Raw genomic sequence first — 24,818 nt, 5'->3', positions numbered from 1 at the left:
CTTTGCCGAGTGGGAAGCGCTCAACGAACGCCGTGGCGGCGCTTCACCTGCTCCCAGACACCTGCGTCGCACGGCCGGCGAGCCGCCGGAACGCCTCATAGGGCAGTTCGCGCAGCGGCGCGGGCTCAAGCCAGCTGTCCCGTGCGGCGGTCGGGTCCCAGGAGGCCACCGGCATTCGGACATAGTCGGGGCGGCCGCTCTTGTCCGCACTGGTGACCTTGAGCACCTGGGCGTGATGGCGGAAGGTGCGCACCACCAGACACGGCCTGTCCTTCGAGCCGGTGCCGTCGTCGAAAGGAAGCTCGGCGAACCAGATGTCGCCCGGCGCGGGAGAACGCCCGCGGAACATGCCGGGATCCGGTGGCACGGACTCCGGGCCCTGGCGCGGTGGGGACGTGGGCCCACTTGGCTGACGTACGGATCCGTAACCCGCGCCCCCTCGTGGCGGTCGCACCGAACCCCATCCGGTGCCCCTGCGCGGCGGCGCCGCAGCGGGGAGTGGCAGGGCGCGGATCCGGGTGCCGAGGAGCAATCCTGTGACCAGTAGCGACACGCCGGCACCGGTCAGTGCGCAGGAAATGAGGTCGGCGCCGGTCGCTGCTGCGAGGAGGCCACCGCCCAGGGACTCGGCCGCCACCAGGCATGCCTGGATGCGCACCGAGCTGCCCTTCGCCGCTCGCGCCGGCGCGGGCCTTGCGCCCCCGGGCCTGACCGGTTCGGCGGGTTGCGGAGTACGAGCGCGGGCGCGGGCGTAGGCGATGAGCAGCGTGATCAGCAGGACGCCGACCAAGTCCAGCACATCAGAGAACCCGAAGTCGCCGTTGTCCTGGTAGCCCTTGTCGTAGCCAAGGACGAACAGGGCCATGGCGGTCAGGCTGGTGAGGGGAAGCCACGCGACGAGCAGGGCGACAGCCAGGACGGCGTACGCCGCGCTGCCGTGTCGCCCGCTGGTCTCCCGCACAGACACCTCCCCGTCCGGCGCCGACAGTACTGCCCTGACCTGCCGCCCGGAAACCCGAACGCCGGGACGGGTGGGGACCGGGCGGTGCGCCCCCTGGGGAAAGGCGAAGAAGCTGTATGTCAACGACTCAGAGTGGCCGCAGTGCCGTCGGTTGTGTGCGCCGGAGCAACCGCGGGGCCGTCGACAGCCCGGCTCGCCTGTCGGCTGCGTCCCACAGACGCAGCGCGGGTGGGTTGACAGGTTGAGGCTTCCCCGCAGGTCGTATCGGAACAGTGCGACGTTCTGCTGAGGTGCCCATCCGATGGCCGGGGAGGTGTAGCCGGTCATCGAGAAGAAGAGCGCGGCACGCTGCTTTGCGGTTGCCACCCCGTGAAGTTGCTGAACCGTCGGGCGGGGTGGTGGTGCTGCCTTCCTCCTACCCTGCGCCACAGCGCGCTCGGCGACGACGTCGATGCCCTCGTCCGCACCGATAGGAGGGCGGCGGCATCGGCCTCACGGGGCGCCAGTGCGACCCCCAGGCGTGAAGAGGGAGGGAACGGGACCGTACGGCCACTGGCCCGAGCCGGGTGAGACAGACGACACCGATGCAGAGGGTGGCCTCGGCGAGCTGGCGGCCGCCGTGGTGCCGCCGCCCAGCAGGCATGCGTGAAACGTGGCAGGGCATCCGGGGTGAGGAGCCGGGGTGCTGCCCGTCGACGTCACGAGCCTAGGAGGGGTGAAAGGTGAAGGGCTTCCGCAGCTTCATCCTGCGCGGCAATGTGGTCGACCTGGCGGTCGGCATCGTCATCGGAGCGGCGTTCACCGCCGTCGTCAATGGCTTCGTCAGCGCCTTTTTGACCCCGCTCGTGGGACTGGCCACCGGCGCCACCGGCGACATGGCCCGCAAGACCTTCACAGTAGGCGCCACCAAGTTCCCCTACGGAGCCTTCCTCAACGCGGCAATCAGCTTCCTCCTCATCGCCAGCGCTCTGTACTTCCTCGTCGTACTCCCGATCAACAAGCTGCACGAGCGCCTCGCTCCCCACCACGACGTCCAAGCCCCCAAGCGGGACTGCCCCGAGTGCCTCAGCCCCGTCCCGGCCCAGGCCCGACGCTGCGCCGCCTGCACCGTCCCCCTGCCCGCGGTACCCACCCAGACCGGGGAGACAACCCAGCGGGCCGGGTGACCGGCCCTCAGGTCGATCGGTGACGGCAACCTCGGTGCTCAAAGCATGGCCGGGTTGCCCCTGCTGCCGCAGCGCCGGCGTTCGGCAACCCCGCCCTCTGGGCCGCGGGCCTCCCGGAGACGGGCTGGGCGTCCGAGTACCCCCCGGTGCGGATCACCACCGCGACCGAGGAGGCGTTCCATGCGGTTCCTCGGTCGAGGTGGTGGCGGACGCGCAGATGACGACCGTGGGCGACGTCGGGCACTTGGTCGACGTCGTCATCCGCTCCGCAACCCTCAGCCCAGACTGGTGGAGGTCCGCGGGGGCGGCCTTGTCCGGCTGTGGGAGCGGATCGAACGTGTGCTGTCCGCGTACGACGAGGCGGGCCGGCCCGCGCCTCAGATGTACAACGGCGGGCAGCACCTGCGGTTGCCAAGGCTCTGTCGCGCCCGTGGTCTCCAAGGGCGCCCGGCGGGGGGATGTGACGGATCCCCGGCAGGGCGCCTGGCCCGTGTTCGGTCCTGGCGGGGGCGGGCTTCGGGTCGCCGCGCTCGGCGGCCAGGGCCTCGGCCCCGGCCCGCGGGCCGCCGCGGCTCGCTCCAGGTAGACCATTCCGTGATGCACGGGCCGTCGGCCGCCATGACGACGTTGGCTGGCTTCAGGTCGCGATGCACGAGGCCGCAGTCGTGGATCGCCGCTAACCCCTCGGCCAGACCGGCACCCAGCGCACCGCCCCTGGTGTGAGCGGACCGCTGTGCTCCACCAGCTCCTGCAGGGAAGGGCCATCGACGAAGGCCGTCGCCATCCAGGGGGCCTTGGCTTGGGTATCAGCAGTGATGACACGCGCTGTGTGACGGCCTCTTACGAGCTGTGTGGCCTCGACTTAAGATCCATTCCAACGCCTCGCATTGTCCCACCCAACTGCATGACCGGGAAAAGAGATCGGATTCGAGTCCGCTGCCGAGATGGGTGACGGTCCTATAGAGGTTGTCCCGAAACCGATGGGCAGTTGGTGCGTTGGCTGGGCATGGATGGGCTGATCTCAGCAGATGATCTGAAGTGGTCTGAGCCGTTCTCTGGGCTGACCGAGGTGCAGTTCGCCAGGTTGGTGGTGTCGGTTCGGCGTCGTGGAGGCGCACGAACCTCACGTTGCGGCAGCTGGCGCCGTTGTTCGGGGTCTCGAAGTCGGCGGCCGACCGCATCCTCGATCACCTCGCACCTCTGCTGGCCCTCTCGCCGGCCCGTCGGCCGCGCAAGGACACCGTCTACATCATGGACGGCACCCTGGTGCCCACCCGCGACCACACCATCGCCGCCTTCGAACAAGAACTACCGGTACTCGACCAACCTGCAGGTCGTCATCGACGCCAACAGCCGCCTGGTGGTGGCGATCGGCTTGCCACTGCCCGGCAGCCGCAACGACTGCCGCGCGTTCACCGAATCCGGCGTCGACCGAGCCTGCCGCGGCACCCCGACCATCGCCGACGGCGGCCACCAGGGCACCGGCCTGCTCATCCCGCACCGCAAACGACGAGGCCAGACCCACCTCAGCCCGCAACAGGAAGCGGAGAACGCCGTCCACCGCCGGGCGCGAGCACGCGTGGAACATGCCCTGTCGCGCCTGAAGAACTGGAAGGTCCTGCGGGACTGCAGACTCAAGGGCAACGGCGTTCACCAAGCCATGCTCGGCATCGCCCGGCTCCACAACCTGGCCCTCACCAAATAACTCACAGCCCATACGGAACAACCTCTAGCGTCGGGACTGTGACAGCCCAATAGCTCCATCCAGCTTTGCGCCATCCAGTTTCATCCCCTTTTGGATCGCGCCGGTGAAGTCTGCGTTCGTCAGATTGGCGCCAGTGAAGTCTGCGTTCGTGAGATCGGCGTCATTGAAGTGTGCGTTCGTCAGATTGGCGCTGTTAAAATCTGTTCTCTTCGCGGTGGCGTAGGTGAAATCTACGCCGGTGAGATCTGCGTACTCAAAAGAGGCCTCGTTCAAAGTGGCCGAATTCATGTCGGCGGTATGGAGATTGGTTTCGTCCAAAATGGCCGACTTTAGATCGGCGCTAGCAAATTCGGCACCGGAGAGGTTTGATCCCCCGAAATACGTGGCCTCGAAGTTGGTGTCGCCTCGCCCGGCGTCCAGCCCTCTTAGATCGGTGTGGCTTAGATCCTCGTCATGCGCCCCGTCGCCAAGCACCGGGAACGACATCAGGACGTCCGCTGCCGCAGCGATATCGGCGGGTGGCGGCTTGTCATCTTGGTAGCTTTGCGTCTTCTTTGCATTTTCTGCTGAAAGGTGGGCGTGGTTGCGAACGTACGCGCTAAGGATAATCGGTATCGTCTCTTCGTCGCGCTTAGAATCCTCCGAGAGGCGGTCCAGGGCGTAAATTCCGCCGATGCGCACATCGATGGATGGTGATCCTAAATTGGTGACAGCGGCGTTGAGGCGGCTGGTGATCTGTCCCTGCTCGCTGATATCAAGCTGCTTGGCGTTCTGCTTCACCTGCAGCCAGGTGAACAGCAGCGCGACCAGAGCCGCGAGCCCCGGCAGGCTGACCGCGATCAAGGTGATCCACTGTATTCGGTCCCGATTTGCAGGCCTTGGCGTCTTCGACAAGTCAACGGGTCGACGTGTTTTCGCCCGCTGGCGACTAGCTATACGGCGAAGGCCGTCGAGGCTAAGTTTTCCGGCCATAACTCCATGGCACCAGCATGTCGGGAGGTCAGCAACTGCTACCACTCCGCCGCCGTTGGTCCTGCCGCAGCGGGGCTCCGAACGCCCTGGTAGCGAACACGATGAGCCACCTTGGAGCTGTTCTGCCTCCCCCAACTTCAGCTTATAAAGGCTGTCCCGCTTTGTCGTGCCGCTCCGGACTAGGGTGTGACGTGCTCTGCGCCGCTGGCGGGACTACGAGGGAGTGCGTCGTTGGACCGGAACCCCACCTGTTGCTTCTGCTGGCTCGTCGTTGATCTCGAGCAGGATCGGATGCGAATGACCTTCGGCTTGGTCCCGCGCACTCCAGCAACGTGCGGCAGTTTGTGTACTCCCACTCGAGCTGTCTGCGTGAGCGCGTCCACCAGAAAATGGATCTGTGGTGGGAGCTGTGACGGCTGGAGTCGGCCCACGCCAGTGACCGTGCTGGGATGATCTCGGTGTGGGTGAAGTGATCACGGCGTCGCAGCCGTCCTGGATAGCCCCGTTTACCGGGTTGAGCCCTCGCTGCTTCCGCAAGTTGGTCACGGCTGTTTCGCAGGCAAGGGGCCGACGCCGTTCAGCGAGGCCGCCCTTGGGGCCTGCTGCTGGAGGACCGGGTCCTGTTGGTGGCGACGTACTAGCGAACCAAACTGACTCTGCGGCAGCTGGCCCCGTTGTTTGGGATCTCGAAGTCTGCGGCCGGCAGGATCATCGATCGTTTGGGGCCGCTCCTCGCGCTGCGGACCCGCAAACGGTTCCGGAGAGACACTGTGCTCATCGTCGACGGCACCTTGGTACCCACGCGTGACCACGCGGTGGCCGAGCAGTCGAAGAACTACAGGTACTCCACCAGCCACCAGGTCGTCGTCGACGCCGATACCCGGCTGATCGTCGCGGTCGGCCGGCCCTTGCCGGGCAACCGCAATGACTGCAAGGCGTGGGAGCTGTCCGGGGGGAAGGCCGCCATCGGCAACGCCATGGTGATCGCCGACGGCGGCTACCGCGGTACTGGGATGGTGATCCCACACCGTCGCGAACGCGGCCAGGAAGAACTTCCGGCATGGAAGGAAGAGCACAACCCTCACACCGCAAAGTCCGCGCGCGGGTGGAGCACACCTTCGCTCGCATGAAGAGCTGGAAGATCCTTTGCGACTGCCGCTTGAAAGGCGACGGTATACATCACGCCATGCTCGGCATCGCCCGCCTTCACAACCTCGCTCTCGCGGCATAGCCAGGCCGAACGTGGGCGCCGCACCCCTGCCCGCCAGAGCAAGTTGATCATTGCGGGACAACCTTTAGGGAACATCCGAACAATGCTGGCGTTGCTCATGTCGAGAACGCGGAGGTGGCTCCGTCCCAGGAACATAACGGCCACGAAAGGCCGCGCGACGGTGGGAGGATGACGAGCATGAACCCCGAGCAGATTGCACAGGAGCTGGCGGACGCGCACGAGTTGTTGAGCCAGGCGTCGATGGCGCGTCTGGCGTACAACGGACTCGACGGGCTGCCCCGTGTCATCCCGATCGGGATCTTCTGGACCGGCGTGGAGATCGTCATGGCGACCGCGGCCACGGCGCCCAAGGTGAAGGCGTTGTCCGCCCGCCCGGAGGTGGCCCTGACCATCGATGCCGGCGACACCCCCGGCTCGGCCAAGACGCTGTCGGTGCGGGGCGTGGCTCACCTGACGATCGTCGACGGGGTGGTCCCCGAGTATCTCGCGGCCGCGCGGAAGAACTACGACGCAGAGTACGCGGCCGAGTTCGAGCGTAACTGCCGGGCCATGTACGACCAGATGGCGCGTATCGCGGTCAAGCCGCAGTGGGCGCGCTTCTACGACTTCGGCGCCGGCCGCATGCCGCAGTTCCTCGCCGAACTTGCCAAGAAGATGAGCTGACCGGCAGAGCAGGGCCAGCAGCGTCGGCAAGGGTCGGTAGGCGGGGTGGCTTCAGCGGCCACCGGTGGAACGGTCTGCTGCACCTCTTCGGTAACGACGTACGCGCTAGCCACGCCCGGCCCGTCGCGCGCCGCTCGGTGACGACGTGCACCGCACGGCCCATTTGCGTCCTTCCGCCCCCCTGACGGCGTCGGCGGTTCTCGCCCCGCCTCGCGGCTCTATGGCCGAAGCCAGTGGCGCAGGATCAGGTGCGGGGCGCGGCGGGTGAGCCAGGCGCTGGCCAGGCCGATGGCAGCGCCGGCGGCGACGTCGCTGGGGGAGTGGGCGCCGCTTTGCACGCGTTCGACGGCCACCATGGCGGCCGGCACCACGCACAACACTCCGGTCAGTGGGCATAAGGGGGCTACAGAGGCGGTGAAGGCGACCGCGGCGGCGGTATGTCCGGAGGGGAAGGAGGAGAAATCGGGACGGTCCTCGACCTCGTCGTGCGGGAACCACTCCTTGCGTGGCCTGGGACGGTCTGCCACCTGCTTGCACACGCCGTTGGACACCAGCTGCGCCACCGTCACAGCGGCCAGGCCCGCGACGGCGGTCTTGCGGCCGCGCCAGCCGCCCATCAAGGCCATTACTGCAGTCGCGCCGCACCACAGCTTGGTTCCCTCCGCCGTCTCCTCCACCGTGCAGAGTGCACGGTGAAGGCCGGGTGAGGCACCGGCAGCGAGCCGCTTGGCCAGAGTCCGGTCTGTCTCACGAATCCCGCCAGCAAGCTCATGGTCTGGGGGTATCCCACAGATCACCAATCATGCCCGGCGCCGGTAGGAGCCGGTGGTCAGCGCGATCCGGGACGGCAGAGCGTGTCGACGGCCGTGGGCCCGGCCGATGGCGGGGTCCCTGCGGAAGGCCACGCCGTAGTCGCGGGCGAACTGGTTGGCCTCAGCGACGGAGCCGGTCAGGGCGCGCAGGTGGAAGGCGTAGGCCACCGACTCAAGTTGTGCGGTAGTGAGTGGCAGCCGCCAGCGGTTGTGTGGCCGGTCGAAGTAGGCGGTGCATACGCGCTCCACGCGTTCGTCGGCGGGCGGTACCCGCAGTGTGGGGGAGAGGCTGATGTAGACGCGCAGAGCGTCCATCTGTGCAGGCCGCAGCCGGACCAGCTGCTTTCCGGCGGCAGGGGGCTCGCTGTGGGGTGCCGGGGCGGGTGAGGCGTGGGCGTAGGCGAGGACGTCGTGGCCGTGGGCGGTGAGCCGGGCGGCCCACAGCACCGGCCGGCCTTCGTGGGCGGAGAGTTCCGCGCGCATGTCCCGGCCCGCCAGTTCGGCCAAGCCATTGTCCGCCGCAGCCTCCAGGGCTTGCTGGTGGCAGGGCGGGACATCCGTGGAGAGCACCCAGCCGTGCTCGGAGCGTGCTTCCTGCTCGTCCAGGAAGCGAAGGGCTTCCAGCTGTGTCCACCGCTTGTTCATCATCACCTTTCCTGGTCCCCGACGCCGCACAAGACGTTAGAGGCAGGACAAGGTCCGATACCGGGCTTCGTGGATCGTGGACGCGAATGTGTGACGCAGGAGCCGGGCTGGTCCGTCCACCGGCTCCTTGACCAAGCGATGCCCGCCCGGGGAGGCGTGCGCCCCGCCGTTGGCGTGAGCTGTCGGCCGCGGTGACCCATATCGAACGATCGTTCGTCCCAAAACTGTCTGTCGAGGTCGCGATGCCCGTGATGTGATCACGGCGAGTGATTCACTCGTCACCGGAGTCAACTCGTCTTCGGCCATCACGGGGGGAACCTGTGCGCGGCCCTGGCGAGCCGCCGGCCCGGAGGCCGGGCGCCCAGCCGCGACGCCGGGTCCTGGGACCGGGCGGATGAGCCCCCGCCCGGAGCCCGGGAGTCTGTAAGTCCGGCAGTCCGGTCTCCGTAGACCTTTCATCGCACGCGTGCGCAACATCGCTGCGTCATCTGCGCCTCACTGCTGCCGCACTACGCCTGGCCCTGTATCACCCCTTGCTGTTGAGGTGTGAGCGGGCGAGACGGGCGAAGTCATTGATGCGCTCGTAGAGTTGGTGGTGGACGGTTCGATATGCGTCGACCATATCGTTGGCCGCTGCGGTCCCAGCGTTCTGTTCGCCGTCCAGGGCAGCTTGAAGCACCGCATTCGTGATGTCGTTCGCCTCAGCAGCGGCGTTGGCAAGCATGTCAGGGCCTTCCAGGTAGACCAAGGTCCCTGTCGTATGAACTGGGTATGTTGACACGGCAGTCAGCTGCATAAAGACCGTTGATCTCAGCTGAGCCTGAGCTTCGTCGGGAGTCAGTCCCGTCGTTCGGTGAGTCATCTGCGTGCGATGCAGGACCGCGTCCCAGTCAGTTGCGTCGCGGTAGGCCCAGAGGGCGGCGAGGAAAGCCGCGTAAGCCTCGCGCTGATGTTGTCGTCGAACTGCGTCGACTGGCCCCAGATATGCTCCACGTCCTTGTAGGCGCCCCGCAGCGAAGGACGCTACGGAAGCGATGAAGGCCACGGGTGCCGAGATGAGGGCAGCAACGACGGCAGGGTCCTTGAGGGCGGCAGTGACAGATGGATCCATAACAGCTGATCCTTTCGGATGCCAAGACTTTGCGGGAGAGGCGCCCTGCTCTCGGCGCTCTCCAACTATCAGAAGAGGGCGCCGGGTGCTGGTGCCGGTTCGGGGATGGCCAAGGCGAGCTGCTGCTGTCCACGCTCTTCGGGGGCGTGACGGCGCAGCCGCCCTCTCCGCTGCACGGGCACGATCGGCTCCATGCGCCTCACCTGGACCTCGAATTTCAGACACAGCAGGCTGCTGTCGGCGGGAGCGCTTGTCCCGGGGCTGCTGACAAGTTCCTTGACGACCGCTCAGGCGTCCGCGAGCAATTCGGCAGGCGGTGCCGGCGTCCGTCACGGTGACGCCTCAGACGACCGCTGCCCAGGCGAAGGCGGCCTGCGATGCTCAGCTGGCGGCCGCACGCCAGACCGGCAGTGCCAAGCCGTTGGCGTGCGTTTCGTTGGGGGGAGCCGTCCGCTGGTGAGCGTCGCGCGGTCATCAAGGCGTGGCCGACACCGAAATGGTGCGACGAATCACGGCGCCGACAACCGCTGGTACGTCACCTGTTTGCAGGCGTGCGGCATCTTCAAGGGCGACCTTGTCGTGCGTGAGGCCCGCATGGGCCGCGAGATAGGGCAACATGCACTTCTTGGCCGTCGGCTACTCCAGAGCCACCGAACTCGCCGGGCCCGGCGGCCTGATCGTTGTCCTCGGCTCACTGCGCCTCGTAGCGAATCCCGCACCGCGATCGGCCTGCAGCCCGCGTGAGGAGGCGCGCGTGCGCACTTTGATGATGGCTACGTCACCGCCCTGACTCGCATGCGACCAGCCCGTCGCCCCGGGCGTTCCCCGCTCTTCGACACGAATCTCAAGCGCGACCCCCGAGCCCTGCCGGTCGTGGTGCCTGACTTCGTTCGCCCCTCTTGCCCAGCCGTTGCCCGGCCTCGATCGGGTCACGACCGAGGCCGCCGAACTGGACAGGGAGTTCGTGTCCATCGATCAGCGCCGCGAAGGCGGAGCCTGGCGTTCCGGGGTATCCCGCCCATCGGCTGGCGGACCGCTTCGCCGACGGCCCGCCAAGCTCCACCGCCGACAAGGGCTACGACTACGACCACCTGCGCCGATGGCTCCGGTCCCGGAACATCACGCCGCGCCTTGCCCGTAGGGGCATCGAGTCCTCCCAGGGGCTGGGCCGCCACTGTTGGACGGTTGTGCGGGCGGTGGCCTGGCCGGCTGCCGCCGCCTGCACCGTCGCTTCGAGGGCAAGGCGGAACACTTCTTGGCCTTCGCCGGAATCGCCGCTGCCCTGATCTGCTACGGCCGACTCGACCGGCCGGCCAGGTCACACGGCGCCGAGGAATCCCGGATCGACTCCATCGAACTGTCGGCATGAGTCCCGGGCGACGCCGAGGAACTCCGTCATGGGCACGGCTCGACGGCTGATCGGGGAGAGGTCCTGACGCGGCTCGGCAGACCACTACGGCGGAATCAGCGACAGGCCCTGATCACCGTTCAGCGCCTCGACCTCATCATTCCAGCCGGTGCACCGAAGAGGGGCAAAGCCGATGCGTGACTTCTTCGGGTGCGGGGGGCCTCCGGCGGCTGTCATGTTGCCGCAACTCCACAGCAATGCTTGATCACTAGGTTCACGGTGTCCCCCGACCATTTTCCTCGGAAGGCGTTGCCATGCGTAGCCGGACCACCGTCGCCGCCCTCGTGCTGACGGCGCTCGCCTCGGCCGTGACCGTGAAACCCGCCAGCGCGGGCGGCTACGGGCCGTTGCCGCCGGTGAACCCCTACACCGCCGCTACAGGCACCGCCACCATGCACGGCGACACGGCCAACTCCGACACCACGCCCTACGCGGGAACGGGCGCCTCACCGGTCACCGCGAGCCGCACCGCCTTGCAGTCCGCCTGCCCGACTGTCACGACCGGGTCCGACGGTCTCCTCGTGGCGCTGTGCACCCGCATCTTCGGCCGTAACCCGGTGGTCTTCCTCCTCGATCCCGCCGACGGCGACCGGCTGGCCACGCTCGACCTCCCCCAGGGCAGCCTCTTCGGCGGTGTCTACGCCTACCTCGACCACGAGAACCGGCTCGTCACCGTGGACCCCGAGGGCAACCTGCTCCGCATCGCGCACCGCCGCTCGCCCGGCGGCGCCTGGGAGCTGCGCGTCGACTCGACGGTCCCGCTCGGTACGGCCGCCCGGGGAGGCGTCGTGGGCCTGTCACCGGACTGGCGCGGGAACATCTGGTTCGCCACCCCCAGCGGCACGGTGGGGGTCCTCTCCCCGGACGGGGGCGTGCACACTCTCGCCATGCCGTCCGGCGAGACGGTCGCGAACTCCCTGTCCACAGTCCCCGACCAGACCGCGGTCACGACCAGCCACGCCCTGTACGCGCTGCACGCCGGGCCGGACGGCGTCCCCCGCATACAATGGCGCCGCGCCTACGACCGGGGCACCGCACGCAAGCCGGGGCAGCTGTCCTGGGGGACGGGCTCGACCCCGGTCTACTTCGGGCCCCGGGACGGCACCGACTACATCGCGATCACGGACAACGCGGACGACGAGGAGAACCTCGTCGTCCGCCGGCGCGACGGCTCCGAGGTGTGCACCGTGCCCGTCGTCGACGGCACCGAGGACGCCGTGATCGCCACCGGCCGGAGTGTCTTCGTCACCTCCACCTACGGCTACCCGTACCCGGCCCTGCCGGACGACGCCGGAGCCTCCCGCCCCTCCTCCGCGCCCTTCGCCGGCGGTCTGGCCCGCGTCGACATCGACGCGGACGGCGGCGGCTGCCGGATCGTGTGGCGCAGCGAAACCAAGAGCGCCGCCCTGCCCCGCCTGTCGGTGGCCGACGGGCGGATCTACACGATCACGGTCACCGGCCCGACCGGCAGCGCGGCCGGCATGAACACCTTCGCCGCCTACCACTACGCCGTGCTCGACTCCAGCACGGGCGAGACCCTCCGCAGCCGGTATCTGGGCACCGGTCTGCTCTGCAACCCGTTGCAGATGACCGGCACGACCACTGCCGACGGCACGTTCTGGCAGGGCACTCTCACCGGAGTGGTCGCGGTACGCCGAACGTCCTGAACGCGCGGCCCAGTACACCCGGGCCCGGTTCGAGCGAGCGTGGTCGCACGGCTCGGCTACGGTGCGCGGAGCGTACGGGCCGGCGCGGGGAGCCCCACGGCGCCCCGTGTCGGCTCAAATGGTCAGCGCGGTTTCCGTGGCTGGCCGCATCGCGCTGACGGTCTCGGGTCCAGGGCACAATCGGGCGATGACCGACCGCCGCCCCCTGGGCACCGGACCGGTCCACCCCGACACATTCCGCCGGCGCGAAACCGAGCAGCCCACGACGCCACGCGCCCAGCTGGCCGCTGAGCGCCTCCCCGCGAACCGGGCCGCTCCCGATCCGAAGCCCACACTGGTCACCGGACGCTGCGCCTTGGAGCGGGTGCCCGACGGCCGCCGCGGACGGATTGAACGTACCGCCCTGCGACGGGCGCCCGGTCATGTCCATCCGACGTCGTACCGGCTGTGCTTCATCACCGGCGGACGACAGGCGACCTCCGGTTGCCGGGACCATCCCTGAGTGCGCGGGGAGCGGGTCGTGACGGCGGTCAGCGGGGCCTCGATCGGGGGACCGTCCCCGCATGCGTGAAGAGGGACAGCCGTGCCCGGTCCACGTGGCGTGACCCATCCTGAGGTGGGCTGTGCACGGGCAGAGCGGACGCCTGCACCGGCTATGGCTCGTGGCAGGACACGCGCCCCGTCACCCAATCGTCAGTGCCAGCGGCGGCTGCTCTCGACGGCCGACGAGATCGTGCGTACTGACACGGGGTTATCTGGTGGTGGCTTTGACACCCCATTGCCAACGCGCTCCTGTCGGGCCGCCCTCACCCGCTGCGCCACCGCGATCCGCTCTTGACGGACTCGTTCTCGGAGCCTCTGGGCCTGTCTATCGGCCTTGGCGGCTCTCGTACGCTGCTTCTTCGCCACGCTTCAATCGTCGCTTAAAAGAGGAAAGTTGAGTAGCCCCGGCAGAGAAGGCATACCGTCGAACCGGTGGGACCATCCCCGCATGCGCAGGGAGCAGATGAAGACCACGTCGGGTTCGCCCGGCGTCCAAGAGCCATCCCCGCATACGCGGGGAGCAGCCCAGTCGAGGAGGCCTGACGCTCGGGGTGGCCATATGGATGGCCCGCTACACGTTCCTTCGACTGTGACCGTGCTGACGGCGTGCCAGCCCTCACGTAGTGGCGCGCACTACGCGCCGGGCCACTGGCGGCCGACGACCGCAATGCGACTCCCTCATAAAAATCGGTCTGCCTGACGAGGTATCGGCCGATTCCCGCCGCGGTGGCTTTATTCACGAGTCGTGGTTCTGGCACAGCTTCCGTGCAGCGGGCACTCTGAGTGACGGTCGGGCGTCTTCCGGCGGCGCCTGAGCTCGCCCGAAACTAAGCCTTGTCCCATAAATGATCTACGGCGTGTTGGCTGACATGCTCGTCTTCTCGGTCATCCGGCGAGGGCGAGGTTGTGCAGGCGAGCGATGCCGAGCATGGCGTGGTGGACGCCGTCGCCCTTGAGGCGGCAGTCGCGCAGGATCTTCCAGGTCTTCATGCGGGCGAAGGCGTGCTCGACACGGGCGCGGACTTTGCGGTGGGAGGCGTTGTGTTCCTCCTTCCAGGCCGGGAGTTCGCTCTGGTTTTTCTCTCGGCGGTGTGGGATGACCAGGCCGGTGCCCCGGTAGCCGCCGTCCGCGATGACGGTGGTTGTGCCGACGGCGGCCTTAGCCCCGGAAGGTTCCCATGCCTTGCAGTCTTTGCGGTTACCGGGCAGCGGTCGGCCGACGGCGACGACCAGGCGGGTGTCGGCGTCGATGACGACCTGGTGGTTGGTGGAGTACCTGTAGTTGTTCGATTGCTCGGCGATGCTGTGGTCCCGGGTGGGGATCAGGGTTCCGTCGACGATCAGGACGGTGTCCTTGCGGAACCGTTTGCGCTGCTGGAGCGCGAGCGAGGGGCCGAGGTGGTCGATGATGCGGTCGGCGGCCGACTTCGATACCCCGAACAACGGTGCCGGCTGCCGCAGCGTGAGGTTGGTGTGCCAGTACGCGGCGACCAGCAAGACTCGGTCCTCCAGCGGCAGGCTCCACGGCCGGCCCTTGCGAACGGGGTCTGCACCCTCGCGTCGTAACACCGTGATCAGCTTGCCGAACTGTCGCGGGCTCAGTCCGCTGAACGGGGCTATCCAGGAAGGCTCCGACGGGCACGTCACCTGCGGCGGCGCGTGTACCGCCGCGGAGGGGCATGCGCTGCCGAGGGGGCGCGCACAGCGATGATCTACGGGCGCACCGGGTGGAAGGCGCTCCCACGCTGGGAGCCGACGCGGTCGGCCAGCATGGGCCAGCTCCGCGATGTCGTCGAACGGCTCGTCGCTGCAGGCCGTGGGCGCTGGGCCAGGCCGGCGGGGAGAGCGGTACTCGGGGTACATGCTGAAAGGTGCCCGGTGGCCTGCGCCGAGGGAGGATGCAGGGGCCGTGGTGCTGTCCGTGGCGGCGACCGGAAGGATGAGTCGGTATGGCACGTTCGCGTGCGGAGGCGAGCATCAAGCATCCACGGCACGAACGCAGGGGCGAGGCTCGGCTGCCTGCGGTCATCGCGACGCTCGCCGCGATCGCCCTGTATTTGTTTCTGCCGCAACGGCTGCTGGTCGTTCCGCGCTACGTGCTGCCCGCCCTGGAGGTCCTGCTGCTCGTTCCGCTGATCGCGATCAACCCTAAGCGTCTGACCCGGCAGACGAAGGCGTTCCGGGTGCTCTCCCTCACGCTCGTGGCGGTCATCGCGGTCAGCAATCTGGTGGCGCTGGTCATCCTGATCCACGAGCTGGTGTACGCCGGAGTGAAGGACGGCCGGTCCTTGCTGGTGGCGGCGCTGCAGGTCTGGCTCACCAACATCATCGTCTTCGGCCTGGCCTACTGGGAGCTGGACCGCGGCGGCCCGGTCAGCCGCACCCAGGCGCCCCGCTCGGCGCTGCCCCTGGCGGATTTCCGTTTCTCGCAGGACGAGAACGACGACGCCATCCAGGAAGTGGCCGACGGCGCCAGCGGCACGTCGGACTGGGTGCCCACCCTGGTGGACTATCTCTATGTGTCCGTCACGAACTCCACGGCGTTCAGCCCGACCGACACGATGCCGCTGTCGACCCGCGCAAAGCTTCTGATGGGCATCCAGAGCGTCTCCGCCCTGTTCACCTCGCTTCTCGTGATCGCCCGAGCTGTCAGCATCCTGCACTGACCGGCCATGTGCCTTTAAGGCTCCCGTCCGCGACGGAGGCAGGTCTGTGCGGCCACGGTGGCCTGGGCGGCCCTCCGCTCGTCGCCACGGGCGTGGCGGCGGCAGTGCTCGGGTTACCGGAGTATGCCGAACCCGTCCAGGACGGCGCGGGGGAAGCGGTGCGCTCACTGACTTGGGCAGGGCGCCTGAGCCCCCCTGGAAAGTGGCCTCATAGAGGCGGCCGACAGGCTTCAGCCGAAGAGGTATGGAAAGTTGTCCCTCACTCATAGGCCCCCCTCAAGTGGCCTCCAGTCTCCCCAAGGGGGCTAGAACCGCTAGAGACCGTTGGGATCCTTCTCGGGCAAGTCGCCCACCAGGGCTGAAGCGACCGCGCACGTCCTCGCCGCGAAGATCGACAAGTACATGCGGTTCTGCCAGCGCAAGGTCAAGGACGTCGACGGCAAGGAGCGGCCGATGTGGCGCACCCGCTGGTGGGTGCCCGCAACGGCGACCAGCCGCACCCGCCGTTGCTACGCTCGACCTTGCGGTTGTGCCGGGGGCGTGTAGGGCTTGGTCCGCTGGTGGCGGGAGGCTCGCGAGGTCACGGAGCGCACGAGGACGGCGGAGCGGTGGTTGGCGCCTTGTCGGTGACCACGCGTGCGATCCGGTGGATGCTATGGGCGGCGAAGAACGCACGGGCGCGGCTGAAGAACGCCACGGTGATGGTGGCCTTCTCGTTGGGAAGGGGCTCGGTATAGGCCAGGCGGGAGAACCCGTCGACGGCGGAGTGCAGGTAGACATACCCGCCCTTGGCGCCGGCGGTCTGCGCGCGCTGGGCGGCCCTGGCCTGTTCGGAGTCGCGGCCGTGGGCCCGCCACCCACCGCCATCGGGGATGTGTTCGATCTTCTTGACATCCAGGTGGACCATGTGACTGGGGTAGCGGGCCACGATCCGTTTCTGCGAGCGCCGGTTGACGGACCCGTCGGGGTCGAGGAACCGGCGGTGGTTGATGCCCAGACGGGCCAGCCACCGGCCCACGGTGCGTTCGCTGATCCGCACGCCCTGGCCTTCGAGTTCGAGCGCGATCCTGGGGACCACTTGTTGTCCCGCCGCAGCCGCTCGATCCGTTCGACGACGTCGGGTGGGGTCTGGGTCGGTGAGCAGCGCCGGACGCTGGAGCGTTCCCGCAGCCCGGCCTCGCCGTGCGTGTCGTACCGGTTCTTCGAATTGGACAGGGCAGGCGCGGGAGACGCCGGCCTCGGCGGCCACATGGGCGATCGGACGACTGCGGCAGCCTTCCACGAGCCGTCGGCGTCCCTCGAAGTTCAGGGGGGGCGTTCGCGTGTATCACTGGAGCACCTCGGCGCTTCGGCCGGCCGCGAGAACCGTACGGAGGGGGAACGCGATGAGCAGCGCGGCAGCGACGAGCAGTCCGCTTGCCCACAGCGGCCCCAGGGCCCCGACTGCCGTACTGAGAGTGGCCGCGGCAATGAGGGGGCCGGCCGCGGCGCCAAGGTTGAGGGCCGCGGTCGCATACGCACCGGCCATGGTGGGGGCTCCGGCCGCCTCGTAGAGGACCCGGGTGATCAGTGTGCTGCCCAGCGCGAACGACAGCGCGCCCTGCACGAACACGAGGGCGAACAGGGCGACCGGCTGGTGGGCCAGCATGGCCAGGGCCGGCCAGCCGAGGAGCAGCAACGGACCACCGACTGCGATGACCAGACCGGGACGCTGGTCGGACAGGCGGCCGGCGACGGTGACGCCGACGAAGGAACCGGCACCGAAGAGCACCAGCGCGACAGAGATCCACAACTCGTCCAGCCCGGCGGTGTCGGTCACCACGGGGGCGAGGAAGGTGAAGCTTGCGAACGTCGCTGCGTTGACCAGCGCGCCGAGCAGCATCACAAGGATCAACCGCGGCCGGGTGAGCTGGGCGAGCTCCGTTCGCAGGGCCAGCAGGCCGGTCGCCTCTGCCTTCACACGTCCCGTGGGGATCCCCTTCAGGACGCCGAGAGCTGCGGGCAGGCAGAGAACGGCGATGGCCCAGAACGTGGCCCGCCAGCCGAGCAACGTGCCGAGTACCGACCCGCCGGGGACACCGGCGATCGTGGCCACCGTCGTGCCTGACAGCAGCACGGCCAGCGCACGTCCCTTCTTGTCGGGCGAGACCAGCGTGGCGGCAGCCGTCAGGGCGACGGCAAGGAACCCTGCGTTCGCGAGCGCGGCGACGACCCGGGTGGCGAACAGGACCGGGAAGCTGGTGGTGAGGGCGCCCACAGCGTGGGCTGCCGCGAAAGCGAGGATGAATCCGAGAAGGCTGGAGCGCCTGGGCCAATTGCGGGCAAGCGCGGCCACCAGTGGGGCGCCGACGATCATGCCGACTGCGAAGGCCGAGGTGAGCATGCCTGCTGTCCCGACGGTGACGTCGAGCTGTGAGGCGATGTCCGGCAACAGGCCGGCGAGCATGAACTCCGAGGTGCCCATGGCGAAGACCGCCAGGGCAAGCAGGTACAGCGGGAGAGGCATCGAGTGGCTCCGGGGTGAGGAGAGGCACGAGAAGGTCATCTCGTCACCGCGGCCAGCCCCAGGGGCACACGCGGTCCCACCGCAGATGCGGTGCGACGACAGGGCTACGAGCTCAGGGGTTCAGGGGGCTGACGGCGTGACCGAAAGCCCCCACCTTGTCTGACTCAGGACTCGACATGGCAGGCACGCTACCCGACCGATGCCCGTCAAGGCACCTCGGTTTCACCGACATTGGCCTGTGGTTATGTCGCTGGTTGTGGGAGTCGTTTGTCGATGAGTTTGGGCGTCACTCGTGGGCTGTGTCGGCCGGGGATGTCGGTGAAATTGGATGTCGCCCAGTAGTTCGATGGGCTCCGGCTTGGGTGTTGGAGGGGCCGTAGGATGCGCGTGTGACTCGGTTCGATGAGGTCAAGGCGACGTTCTGGGGCGAGGCGCCGTTTGGGGTTCAGGCGCCGTTGACCGACGTAGCTGTCGAGGACGCCGAGCGTCAGCTCGGGGTGCGTCTGCCGTCCTCGCTGCTGGAGATCTTGCACCTGCAGAACGGTGGCCTCGTGGCGTCCGACTGGGACGCCTTTCCGACCGGGGTGCCGACTTCGTGGAGTGAGAGCCACGTGCCGTTGGACGGGATGATGGGCATCGGCCGCCGCGAGGACCAGTTGTCGTTGCTGGACACGCCTAATCTGGTGGAGGAGTGGGGCCTGCCGTCCCCGCTCGTCCTGCTCTCCGGTGATGGGCACTGCTGGATCGCCCTCGATTACCGGCTCTGCGGCCGGCAGGGTGAGCCGTCGGTAACCTGGTTCGACACGGACTGGAACACCGAGCTCGCCCTGGCTGCGGACTTCAGGACGTTCATCGAGGGCCTCACCGCAGCCGCAACCTTCGATGCAGAATGATCAGCTTCCTGACCTGGTGCTTTAGCTTGCTGCTGGGTCTGCCTGGGCTTTGGTGTGAGCGAGGCGGTAGGACTCTGTTCCGGTCTGGATGATGTTCCCGCCGAAGGTGAGGCGGTCGACGATGGCCGCGCAGAGCCGCAGGTCGGTGAAGGTCTTGGTCCAGCCTCCGAACGATTCGTTCGAGGCGATCGCGACGCTGTTCTTCTCCTCCCGCTCGGTCAGAACCTGGAAGAGGAGCTCGGCGCCGCGGCGGTCCAGTTCCATGTAGCCGAGTTCGTCAATGCACAAAAGATCAACGCGGCCGTAGCGGGCGATGGTCTTGGTCAGCTGCTTCTCGTCCGCGGCCTCGACGAGCTCGTTCACGAGCTTGGTGGCGAGGGTGTAGCGGACCCGGTGGCCTTTCATCGCGGCCTCGCTGCCGAGCGCGATCAGCAGGTGAGACTTTCCGGTGCCGGAGTCCCCGATGAGGCAGAGGGGCTGGCCTTTGCGGACCCACTCGCACTTGGCGAGCGTGTGGATGACGGCCGGGTCGACGTTGGGGTGGGCGTCGAAGTCGAAGGCTCGCAAGGACTTGTCGCGGGGGAACGCGGCGGCCTTGATCCGGCGTTCGGACCGGCGTCGGGCCCGGTCGTCGCATGCGGCCATCAGGAGCTCGGCCAGGAAGCCCCGGTAGGACATCTGCTCGCGGGAGGCCGCGGCCGCGAGGTCATGAAAGCGGATCAAGCCCAGCGTCCCCAGCCGTCCGAGGCCAAGGCCGGCGACCTCGGCACACCGCGTGCCACCTGACCTTCTTTTCCAGGTGATTCCCATGACCGACCTGAGTTCGCTGCCGAACGAGAGGCAAGTCCTGGCGCCCAGAACTCAGATTGAGCGGGACGCCGGCCGCGTCTCCCGTCTCGCTCGATCTGAACTATCGCTGGTCACAGCCCCGAGGTGGTTCACCCTCAGCGTGAGAGCGGCTGTGGAGGCGGAACGCGCTATGCCGACTCCGCCAAGTCCGCTAACGCAGCTGCGCGTTCCGATGCAGGGCCTGCTCCAAGGCGGCTTCGTAGGCGTGCAGGGCGGTGATGACCGTGGTGCGTTCCGCAGGGCCCAGACCCCTCATGACACTCTCCCAGGCAGAGGCGCTGCCAGAAAGCCATTCGCCGATCGGTGCGACGTAGGCGGGGGCAATGGCGATGATGCGGCGGCGGCGGTCGCCGGGATCGGCAGTGCGCTGCAGGACGCCCAGCCGTGACAGCTCGCTAACCATGAGGCTGACGGTTGTCGGTGCCACCTCCAGCCGGGCGGCCAGGTCGTTGACGCTGGTGGGACCGTCGTACTCCAGGTGGGCCAGCAGTGCGAGATGCCGCGGTGCCAGGTCCAGGCTCTGGAGCGCCGGAGGGATGGGCAGGCGCTTGGCGCGGCCGACGAGCCGTGGCATGAGCAGCAGCAGGGTACGGACGGCTTCGTCGACGGATGGACCGTCCGATTCCGTGGACATCAGCGACCTCTTCCAGATACCTTTAAAAACAAAGGCTTTGGAGTCAAAGGGAACGAGGTCCACTATGCCGCATCTGACCGTCCACCTTCCAGAGAACAGGCTGACCGGCAACGAACCCGTGCTCGTCGCCGCACTGACCGACGCGATCGTCGACGTCTATGGCGAATGGGCCCGCGACCTCGTCAGCATCCACCTGGCCGGAGTCCCCACAGGACGTTTCGCGCAGGGCGGCAAGCCCGTGGACACAAACGCCTCGGTGATCTTGGGCGTCCGCGCCGGCGTCTTCGACCGCCCCGACGCCGCCCAGATCACCGCGCGCCTCGGCGCCGGGCTCACCGGCGCGATCACGCGCGTCCTCGGCGATGACCTCCGCGCCGGCACCATGGTCGAACTCGTGGCGTCACCGCCAGAACGAACCTTCGTCGGCGGCGCCCGCGCCGTGTGACCCCCCGACTGGGCCACCTCACGACCTGCCCTTGGTGAAGGTCGCTGGATCAGTGTGGCGAGTCGAGGAGGCGTTCCAGTCCGGAAAGGGACGGGCCGGACTGATGAGCACCAGGTCCGCCGCCACACACCCCCGCTCGGGTGCCCTGGCGACGCCGCTACCAGGCCCGATCCCGAGCAAGTCACTACCACTGCCAGAATGCCGCCCTGACGTGATCAGCGGACTGCATGGGCTAGGTTCGGTGCAGCCTGACGTGCCCTCATGAACCAGTCACCCTTGCCGGTCCAGCGCGGCGAGCAACTGGCTCGCGCGTCCGTCGGCCGCGGCGAAGGCGAGGTGGTCGTGGAGAGAAACCGGGCAGTGGCCACCGGTTCGACAAGCTCGCCGTCCGCTTCGAGGCCACCGTCCACATCGCCGCCATCAGCGAATGGCTGTGACTTGGCGGGGCTGTCCGCACCGCATGCCATCCTGGCGGCGGCAACCCGCAGCATGTCGGCACGAGGGAGACAGCGGACCAATGGCGGCTGAGTACTACTGCGCCGACAGCGAGAACGGCCACCACATCGACGACCCGTCCGAGGACGCCCTGTTTGACCTGATCAGTGAACTGAACGACGCGGACAACACGTTCATCGTCATCCAGCCCGACCAGGACGACCCTGCCTGGTTCGTCTCCGTGACCGTCCTCGACGGAGGCGGCTACGAGATCGTCCGCCGCGACACCGCCCGCCGCGAACACGAGGTCACCACCGACACCAGCATCGGCTGGATCGCCAACGACCTCATCATCTGGCTGGCCGCCCGCGACTTCCCCGGACGGCCAACCCCACAGACCAGCTCGTTCTAAAACACGCCCTAGTGAGGTGGCGGTCCGACCGCGATGCGGCCGAGGTCTGGGATTAGGTCGGCGGCTTCTGCCGGCTCAACTATCGAGCGCCGCACCGGCGCCGCTTGACGACGTGCCAAGGTGAGGTGTCTACGTTCCGAGCGGTCTGAGACTGTCAGGGTTCACGATCTACCGCTGGAGTACTAGGTCGGTTGGCGGCTTGCACCGACGCCTCGCACGCCTCATGCTGAGCGGGCCCTTCTGCGGCCGCTACCAGGCACACCTTCGACGGCTGTTCACCAGCTGCCGGCCGTCAGGCCCCACCGGTGCCCGAACGGATCGATGACCTGTCCGTGCCGGTCGCCCCAGAAGGTGCCCTGCAGAGGGCGGAACACTTCCGCCCGGGCCAGCGGTGGAGATCGACGCGCTGGCGGTGCTGGGCTGACGCGGAGCTCGCAGCGACGGTTATGCCAACTTCAGCAGCAGCCAGGCGAAGTTGAGAAGGATACCGAGGGCCAGCAGCGGCAGCGACCCGATGGCGAGGGCGAGCAGGCTGGCGAGCCTGAGCTGCCGGGGCAGCGGCACGGTGACGCCGCGTCGCCACCGCCTGATCCGGCGCAGACTGTCTTCGGCCGCGAGCCACATCATCACCGCGCCGATGAGCAGCGGCACCACTCCGAGGAGCGACCACCGCAGATTCAGCCACCCGCCGGTGACGCCGACCCATATCTGGTTCGCGACGAGCGCGAAGAGAATAGCAACGGTGATCCACCCGAAGATGCTGAGCGGCCCCGTCCGGGACCGGGCGGCGTCCTCTCCCTCTCCGTCCCCGGCCTTGGGAACGTCGGCCTGCTTCCGATCCTGAACCATCTGTGCGCCTGCCCCCGGGAAACAGCGCGATGCCCGTCATCGCGGTGCTCACGGAACATACCGGTATCTGCCGGGGGCCACGCGGGTGGGGCATCGTTCTGACGCGGAGTCCTATGACGCCCATGCCTTGGAACGTGCGGCGGCAGGACCATACTGTGCGCGATCCCTGCGGCCAGCCTTAGGCCGCTTCTTTCAGATCATCTGATCGCTGGTTGATGTGTGTCGTTGACTGACGCCCAGTGGGCGAGGATCGAGCCGACTGCTGCCGGATCGGACACCGAAGCGGGGAGGGCGTGGCGTGACCACCGGCAGGTGATCGACGCGATCGCCTTCAACGGGCAGATGAGCGCCGGGTCTGGCGGGTCATCCGCGGTCCGAAACGGCCCCAGCGGGTTCGCCGGAGGAGGCTGCCGGACGCGCTGCCGACTACCTGGAAGGCCGGTAGGAGCGGCCTCTGTTCAGCACAGGATGTGCCGCCCGTAGCGCACGAGGGGCTCGGCGAGCGGGCGGTTGCACCTCGCAGGCCGGGCCCCGTCCGCAGGCCGGGGCATCGGCCTGCGGGCGGCAGCGGGGTGGGTTTCCATGGCCGGGCCGGTCGGGCGGCGGCTTCGCGTCGCCTTTGCTCGGCCTGTTCCTGCTGGAGCCGGGCCTGGTCGGCCTCCCGTCGTGCGCGGGCGGCCTGTTCGGCCAGGCGCTCGGTCATCGCGGGCGGGATCGTCACGCCGTCGGCGTCCAGGCCGCGGCCGAGTGCAGCCCGTGTCCGTTGGAGGCCGCGTTTCCAGCGGTTTCGGTGGTTCGCTGGCCTGCGGGGATGGCTGCCCGGGGTGGGCGGTGTCGTCGGTCAGTGGAACTGAGCAGTCGTCATGCTTCTGAACTGAGCTTGTTCTTTAACCTGATCGCAGTCGGGCACGCAGGACTGCCACACCGTCCCCTTCAAGGTCCTCGCAGGCTGTTGCGCGGCCTGCCATCCCCATCACCAGCGAGAGGGTCGGCCCCCGGAGCAGATCCCCCGAGCCGGTGGTGAAGGGTCCGTCTGTGGCTTCGAGCCGCAAGCCCGCGGTTGCGGTTTTGCTCGCCACGGTGAAATCGCGGCTGGCGAAGAACCGGGCCACGGCAGTCGTGGTGGCCACCGGGGGTGTGCGCACAAGACCCAATGGCCGACGGATGTCCTCGCTGTGGACGACGATTTCGCCCAGCCAGGCCGCAGTATGTCCTGTCGGGCCGGCGGGCCCGGCGACAACTGCGCGAAATCGCCGCAAGGTCTCTTCAGGTGTAGCACCCCGGTGCTGTGCGAGCCGTCGGTCGTTGTGCACATCGGGGTTGAACCGTGCGGCCAGCATGCTCAGCAGCCAGCGCCACATCCTCGTGCTGGCACCTGCCGTCAGGTGGGCTACGACCTGCTCCACGGTCCAGCGTTCACACAGTGATGCTTTCGCCCATTGGGCCTCGGTGAGCTCAGCGAGGTCTTGAGCGAGCGCCAACCGCTCGACGTGGATCGCCCGTTCCAGAGCCCTCTGAGTTTCCAAAACGTGTGGTTCAGCCATAGGGCAGCCTCCAGAGATCGGGTGTCCTGCATCAGACTCCTATCGCCGCCCAAACTCATCGAAGGATGTTCTCGGCGCCGTCGTCCGGGCGCCGGTCCCAGCGAAGAGGCCGCCCTGTCGGAGATCCTCGGCCGCTGCCCCAACGTGCCGGTCACCGTCACCCTCGCCCGCTAAGGCAGACCCGGACGCGGGACACTGGCTTGGGCCTCCCCGCCATCCGTCGGCCCTCAGCCATCCGCACTCACTGGCACGCGGTATCGAGCTGACGACCAGCGATCTTTGAGACCGCTGGTCTGTTGCCCTGGTTGGGTCACTCCAGGTCGCCCCATGCCCATGAAGGGGCGGCACTCCCATCGGGGTCCCGCCCGAATCGGAACCGGTTCTTGTGGTCGCCGAATTGGATGAACTCAGCGAAGCGCCCCGCAGCGGGCAATCGTGCGGTTACGGCGGCAGCCTGCTCGTCCGCCCCGGCCTGCAGCAGCCTGCGGAGCAGGCGGGCGACGGCGTGCAGGTCATCGATGGGGGCGTGCGCGGCGGGGTTGCGGGCCAGCAGGGCGTCGACCTGCTCCTTCGCCCCGGCCTCCAGCAGCCCGTGGAGCAGGCGGGCGACAGCGTTGGGGTCATCGATGGGGGCGTGCGCGGCGGGGTTGCGGGTCAGCAGGGCGTCGACCTGCTCCTTCGCCCCGGCCCCCAGTAGCCCG

Annotated in this window: 21 protein-coding genes and 5 pseudogenes; 12 read left to right on the top strand and 14 right to left on the bottom strand. The window is 68.0% G+C overall.

Annotated elements, in window-relative coordinates; all coding sequences use genetic code 11:
* Nucleotides 1–43: 43 nt before the first annotated feature.
* On the bottom strand, nucleotides 44–961 hold the full coding sequence (locus C3489_RS07930; protein WP_103781044.1) for a hypothetical protein: 918 nt from the start codon (nucleotides 959–961) through the stop codon (nucleotides 44–46).
* 722 nt (nucleotides 962–1,683) lie between these two features.
* On the opposite strand from C3489_RS07930, the gene mscL reads away from it, so the two are divergent.
* Together mscL and C3489_RS07920 are read left to right on the top strand one after the other, a co-directional pair.
* Nucleotides 1,684–2,127 (top strand): large conductance mechanosensitive channel protein MscL, encoded by a 444-nt coding sequence (gene mscL / locus C3489_RS07925; protein WP_103781043.1) that lies wholly within the window; start codon nucleotides 1,684–1,686, stop codon nucleotides 2,125–2,127.
* Nucleotides 2,128–3,133: 1,006 nt separating this feature from the next.
* Nucleotides 3,134–3,832: pseudogene (locus C3489_RS07920) on the top strand (transposase).
* Nucleotides 3,833–3,856: 24 nt separating this feature from the next.
* On the opposite strand, the gene C3489_RS07915 reads toward C3489_RS07920, so the two are convergent.
* A complete protein-coding gene (locus C3489_RS07915) occupies nucleotides 3,857–4,675 on the bottom strand; it encodes a pentapeptide repeat-containing protein (protein ID WP_181139557.1) in 819 nt (272 codons plus the stop codon).
* Between the two features lie 589 nt (nucleotides 4,676–5,264).
* Here C3489_RS07915 and C3489_RS07910 point away from each other — a divergent pair.
* Nucleotides 5,265–6,035, top strand: a pseudogene (locus C3489_RS07910) (transposase).
* 177 nt (nucleotides 6,036–6,212) lie between these two features.
* Nucleotides 6,213–6,698 carry a pyridoxamine 5'-phosphate oxidase family protein gene (locus C3489_RS07905; protein ID WP_103781041.1) on the top strand — a complete coding sequence of 162 codons (486 nt, stop codon included), beginning with the start codon at nucleotides 6,213–6,215 and terminating at the stop codon, nucleotides 6,696–6,698.
* Nucleotides 6,699–6,916: 218 nt separating this feature from the next.
* On the opposite strand, the gene C3489_RS07900 is transcribed toward C3489_RS07905, so the two are convergent.
* The 4 genes from C3489_RS07900 to C3489_RS38585 form a co-directional block, all read right to left on the bottom strand.
* A complete protein-coding gene (locus C3489_RS07900) occupies nucleotides 6,917–7,375 on the bottom strand; it encodes a phosphatase PAP2 family protein (RefSeq protein ID WP_258054597.1) in 459 nt (152 codons plus the stop codon).
* Between the two features lie 123 nt (nucleotides 7,376–7,498).
* A complete protein-coding gene (locus C3489_RS38595; protein ID WP_181139555.1) occupies nucleotides 7,499–8,158 on the bottom strand; it encodes a DUF6417 family protein in 660 nt (219 codons plus the stop codon).
* Nucleotides 8,159–8,681: 523 nt separating this feature from the next.
* On the bottom strand, nucleotides 8,682–8,903 hold the full coding sequence (locus C3489_RS38590; protein WP_181139553.1) for a hypothetical protein: 222 nt from the start codon (nucleotides 8,901–8,903) through the stop codon (nucleotides 8,682–8,684).
* Between the two features lie 837 nt (nucleotides 8,904–9,740).
* On the bottom strand, nucleotides 9,741–9,884 hold the full coding sequence (locus tag C3489_RS38585; RefSeq protein WP_181139551.1) for a hypothetical protein: 144 nt from the start codon (nucleotides 9,882–9,884) through the stop codon (nucleotides 9,741–9,743).
* Nucleotides 9,885–10,281: 397 nt separating this feature from the next.
* Between C3489_RS38585 and C3489_RS07885 the strand changes: the two are divergent.
* The 3 genes and pseudogenes from C3489_RS07885 to C3489_RS38295 all read left to right on the top strand — a co-directional run.
* Nucleotides 10,282–10,635 (top strand): annotated as a pseudogene (locus C3489_RS07885) (hypothetical protein); the annotation flags it as partial.
* Between the two features lie 293 nt (nucleotides 10,636–10,928).
* The gene (locus C3489_RS07875) at nucleotides 10,929–12,341 is read left to right on the top strand and encodes a hypothetical protein (protein ID WP_103781039.1); all 1,413 of its coding nucleotides are present in this window, start codon (nucleotides 10,929–10,931) and stop codon (nucleotides 12,339–12,341) included.
* A gap of 187 nt (nucleotides 12,342–12,528) precedes the next feature.
* Nucleotides 12,529–12,843 carry a hypothetical protein gene (locus C3489_RS38295; RefSeq protein ID WP_146075284.1) on the top strand — a complete coding sequence of 105 codons (315 nt, stop codon included), beginning with the start codon at nucleotides 12,529–12,531 and terminating at the stop codon, nucleotides 12,841–12,843.
* A 926-nt stretch (nucleotides 12,844–13,769) separates the two neighbouring features.
* Here the strand turns inward: C3489_RS38295 and C3489_RS07870 are convergent.
* On the bottom strand, nucleotides 13,770–14,531 hold the full coding sequence (locus C3489_RS07870) for a transposase (RefSeq protein ID WP_103781038.1): 762 nt from the start codon (nucleotides 14,529–14,531) through the stop codon (nucleotides 13,770–13,772).
* 302 nt (nucleotides 14,532–14,833) lie between these two features.
* Between C3489_RS07870 and C3489_RS07865 the strand changes: the two genes are divergently transcribed.
* On the top strand, nucleotides 14,834–15,550 hold the full coding sequence (locus C3489_RS07865; RefSeq protein WP_103781037.1) for a DUF1345 domain-containing protein: 717 nt from the start codon (nucleotides 14,834–14,836) through the stop codon (nucleotides 15,548–15,550).
* A gap of 505 nt (nucleotides 15,551–16,055) precedes the next feature.
* Here C3489_RS07865 and C3489_RS07855 read toward each other — a convergent pair.
* Nucleotides 16,056–16,881 (bottom strand): annotated as a pseudogene (locus C3489_RS07855) (helix-turn-helix domain-containing protein); the annotation flags it as partial.
* Entirely contained in the window at nucleotides 16,878–18,056 is a 1,179-nt protein-coding gene (locus tag C3489_RS07850) for a Cmx/CmrA family chloramphenicol efflux MFS transporter (protein WP_103781035.1), read from the bottom strand. The pseudogene C3489_RS07855 and the gene C3489_RS07850, both read right to left, overlap by 4 nt.
* A gap of 389 nt (nucleotides 18,057–18,445) precedes the next feature.
* On the opposite strand from C3489_RS07850, the gene C3489_RS07845 reads away from it, so the two are divergent.
* Entirely contained in the window at nucleotides 18,446–18,949 is a 504-nt protein-coding gene (locus C3489_RS07845) for an SMI1/KNR4 family protein (RefSeq protein ID WP_103781034.1), read from the top strand.
* 21 nt (nucleotides 18,950–18,970) lie between these two features.
* On the opposite strand, the gene istB is transcribed toward C3489_RS07845, so the two are convergent.
* The gene (gene istB, locus C3489_RS07840) at nucleotides 18,971–19,753 is read right to left on the bottom strand and encodes an IS21-like element helper ATPase IstB (RefSeq protein WP_258054608.1); all 783 of its coding nucleotides are present in this window, start codon (nucleotides 19,751–19,753) and stop codon (nucleotides 18,971–18,973) included.
* A 196-nt stretch (nucleotides 19,754–19,949) separates the two neighbouring features.
* Entirely contained in the window at nucleotides 19,950–20,432 is a 483-nt protein-coding gene (locus C3489_RS07835; RefSeq protein ID WP_103781032.1) for a MarR family winged helix-turn-helix transcriptional regulator, read from the bottom strand.
* 64 nt (nucleotides 20,433–20,496) lie between these two features.
* On the opposite strand from C3489_RS07835, the gene C3489_RS07830 reads away from it, so the two are divergent.
* A complete protein-coding gene (locus C3489_RS07830) occupies nucleotides 20,497–20,877 on the top strand; it encodes a tautomerase family protein (RefSeq protein ID WP_103781031.1) in 381 nt (126 codons plus the stop codon).
* Nucleotides 20,878–21,394: 517 nt separating this feature from the next.
* Nucleotides 21,395–21,724 carry a hypothetical protein gene (locus C3489_RS07815; protein ID WP_103781030.1) on the top strand — a complete coding sequence of 110 codons (330 nt, stop codon included), beginning with the start codon at nucleotides 21,395–21,397 and terminating at the stop codon, nucleotides 21,722–21,724.
* Between the two features lie 444 nt (nucleotides 21,725–22,168).
* Here the strand turns inward: C3489_RS07815 and C3489_RS07810 are convergent, their stop codons facing one another.
* Nucleotides 22,169–22,573, bottom strand: coding sequence for a hypothetical protein (locus C3489_RS07810; RefSeq protein ID WP_103781029.1), 405 nt, complete (start codon nucleotides 22,571–22,573; stop codon nucleotides 22,169–22,171).
* Between the two features lie 219 nt (nucleotides 22,574–22,792).
* On the opposite strand from C3489_RS07810, the pseudogene C3489_RS39960 reads away from it, so the two are divergent.
* Nucleotides 22,793–22,900, top strand: a pseudogene (locus C3489_RS39960) (IS5/IS1182 family transposase); the annotation flags it as partial.
* Between the two features lie 560 nt (nucleotides 22,901–23,460).
* Here the strand turns inward: C3489_RS39960 and C3489_RS07800 are convergent.
* Nucleotides 23,461–24,117, bottom strand: a complete 657-nt coding sequence (locus tag C3489_RS07800) for a maleylpyruvate isomerase family mycothiol-dependent enzyme (RefSeq protein WP_103781027.1) — start codon at nucleotides 24,115–24,117, stop codon at nucleotides 23,461–23,463.
* A gap of 310 nt (nucleotides 24,118–24,427) precedes the next feature.
* The coding region (locus tag C3489_RS38580; RefSeq protein WP_181139549.1) for a hypothetical protein at nucleotides 24,428–24,818 on the bottom strand (391 nt) is incomplete at its 5' end.

The organism is Streptomyces sp. Ru71 (assembly GCF_002920535.1).
Taxonomy (GTDB): domain Bacteria; phylum Actinomycetota; class Actinomycetes; order Streptomycetales; family Streptomycetaceae; genus Streptomyces.
Note: the sequence above shows the minus strand (reverse complement) of the source record. Positions and strands in the feature narration are given on the sequence as shown.

Bases quoted from the DNA above. Each gene is read 5' to 3' on its own strand.
- C3489_RS07905 (WP_103781041.1), top strand. From the start codon at position 6,213: ATGAACCCCGAGCAGATTGCACAGGAGCTGGCGGACGCGCACGAGTTG.
- C3489_RS38595 (WP_181139555.1), bottom strand. From the start codon at position 8,158: ATGATGAACAAGCGGTGGACACAGCTGGAAGCCCTTCGCTTCCTGGAC.
- C3489_RS38585 (WP_181139551.1), bottom strand. From the start codon at position 9,884: ATGTTGCCCTATCTCGCGGCCCATGCGGGCCTCACGCACGACAAGGTC.
- C3489_RS07875 (WP_103781039.1), top strand. From the start codon at position 10,929: ATGCGTAGCCGGACCACCGTCGCCGCCCTCGTGCTGACGGCGCTCGCC.
- C3489_RS38295 (WP_146075284.1), top strand. From the start codon at position 12,529: ATGACCGACCGCCGCCCCCTGGGCACCGGACCGGTCCACCCCGACACA.
- C3489_RS07865 (WP_103781037.1), top strand. From the start codon at position 14,834: ATGGCACGTTCGCGTGCGGAGGCGAGCATCAAGCATCCACGGCACGAA.
- C3489_RS07850 (WP_103781035.1), bottom strand. From the start codon at position 18,056: ATGCCTCTCCCGCTGTACCTGCTTGCCCTGGCGGTCTTCGCCATGGGC.
- C3489_RS07835 (WP_103781032.1), bottom strand. From the start codon at position 20,432: ATGTCCACGGAATCGGACGGTCCATCCGTCGACGAAGCCGTCCGTACC.
- C3489_RS07830 (WP_103781031.1), top strand. From the start codon at position 20,497: ATGCCGCATCTGACCGTCCACCTTCCAGAGAACAGGCTGACCGGCAAC.
- C3489_RS07815 (WP_103781030.1), top strand. From the start codon at position 21,395: ATGGCGGCTGAGTACTACTGCGCCGACAGCGAGAACGGCCACCACATC.
- C3489_RS07810 (WP_103781029.1), bottom strand. From the start codon at position 22,573: ATGGTTCAGGATCGGAAGCAGGCCGACGTTCCCAAGGCCGGGGACGGA.
- C3489_RS07800 (WP_103781027.1), bottom strand. From the start codon at position 24,117: ATGGCTGAACCACACGTTTTGGAAACTCAGAGGGCTCTGGAACGGGCG.